Here is a 1,424-nt window from a genome sequence, read left to right on the forward strand (position 1 = left end):
CTAGTACTGCAACGGTGCTTGTTCTGAGTGCTGGGCAGTTTTCAAGGGCTGTGTCCACGTCGTTTGTAGTGACTGAGTCGTGCTTGATACTGGCGTCTGCGGCGCCATGTCGACCAGTGCAGGATGTGGTCGACCGGGGTGGGACGGCGGTCGGTGAGACGGGTGATCAGGCGTCGGATTTCGGCGAGGCTGAGGTGGATGAGCTGGGAGGATCCGTTTCTGCTTTGTCCGCGTTCAGTTCTCGGGCTCGCAGGACGGTCAGGCAGGCGTGGGCGGCCATGGCCAGGGTCATGTGGCGGTGCCAGCCGGGATAGCGGCGGACCTGGTAGTCGTCCAGGCCGCACTCCTGCTTCGCGGTCTGGAAGCACTCCTCAACAGCCCAGCGGCTGCCCGCGATGCGGATCAGCTCGTCCAGTGTGGTGTCGGCCGGGCAGTAGGCGATGTAGTAGGAGATCTCCTCGGGGCGGCTGACGCTGCGGCGGGCGAGAACCCAGTGCCGGCGGTCCTCGCGGTGCCAGGGCCTGACCTCGATGCGGGCCCAGTCGTAGATGCGCCTGCCGTGAGCTCCTTCACCGCAGGAACGGCGTTTCCACTTCTGCCGCGCAAGGCCGGGGAACAGGTCGTGGACGGGGTGGTCGATGGACCAGCGGGTGACGACGGTGTCGTGGCGGGTGGTGGCCATGACGTGGAAGACATCAGCCTGCTCCAGCTCGAACCGCCAGCCCTTGCTGAACCCATAGGCAGCGTCTGCCGTCACCCACCGGAACGGGACCTTGTCGGCGATGGCCCGGCGGACCATCGCCTTGGCCATCGCCACCTTCGTTTCGAATACGACGCTGTCGTCGATGCCGGCCCGACGGCAGCGTTCCCGGTCATCCGTCCAGGAGGTGGGCAGGTAAAGCCGCCGGTCGATCAGAGTGCGTCCGCGGCTCGTGGCGTAGGCGAGGAAGACGCCGATCTGGCAGTTCTCGGTGCGTCCGGCGGTGCCGGAGTACTGCCTTTGCACGCCGGCCGAGCGGATGCCCTTCTTCAGGAACCCGGTGTCGTCGACGATCAGGACGGCATCCTGGTCTCCGAGGTGTTCGACGACGTAGTCGCGTACGTCGTCCAGGACCTCGTCGGCGTCCCACTCGATGCGGTTGAGCAGTCGGTGGATGCGATCGGGGCCCGCGTGCCCGGCCTCCTCCGCCAGTGTCCAGCCGTTCTTTCGCTCCAGCGGAGCGATCAGTCCGCGCATGTATGCCAGTGCCGACTGGCGCGGCTCCTCCCGGTTGAACCGGTGCACGAACCGGTCATGCATCGCCTCGAGTTCACCAGCCCACAACCTGACATCAGCAAGGTCCCCACCCATGACCACATCAACGACCGAGCTGGCCAGCAGTCACGGCAAGCACCGTTGCAGTACTAGGGCGTGTTGCGAAAGT

Annotated in this window: 1 protein-coding gene; it reads right to left on the reverse strand. The window is 65.7% G+C overall.

Annotated elements, in window-relative coordinates; translation table 11 throughout:
- Positions 1-166: 166 nt before the first annotated feature.
- A complete protein-coding gene (locus ACWD11_RS35175) occupies positions 167-1,351 on the reverse strand; it encodes an IS701 family transposase (RefSeq protein ID WP_451287972.1) in 1,185 nt (394 codons plus the stop codon).
- Positions 1,352-1,424: the final 73 nt, after the last annotated feature.

The organism is Streptomyces sp. NPDC002776 (assembly GCF_053592195.1).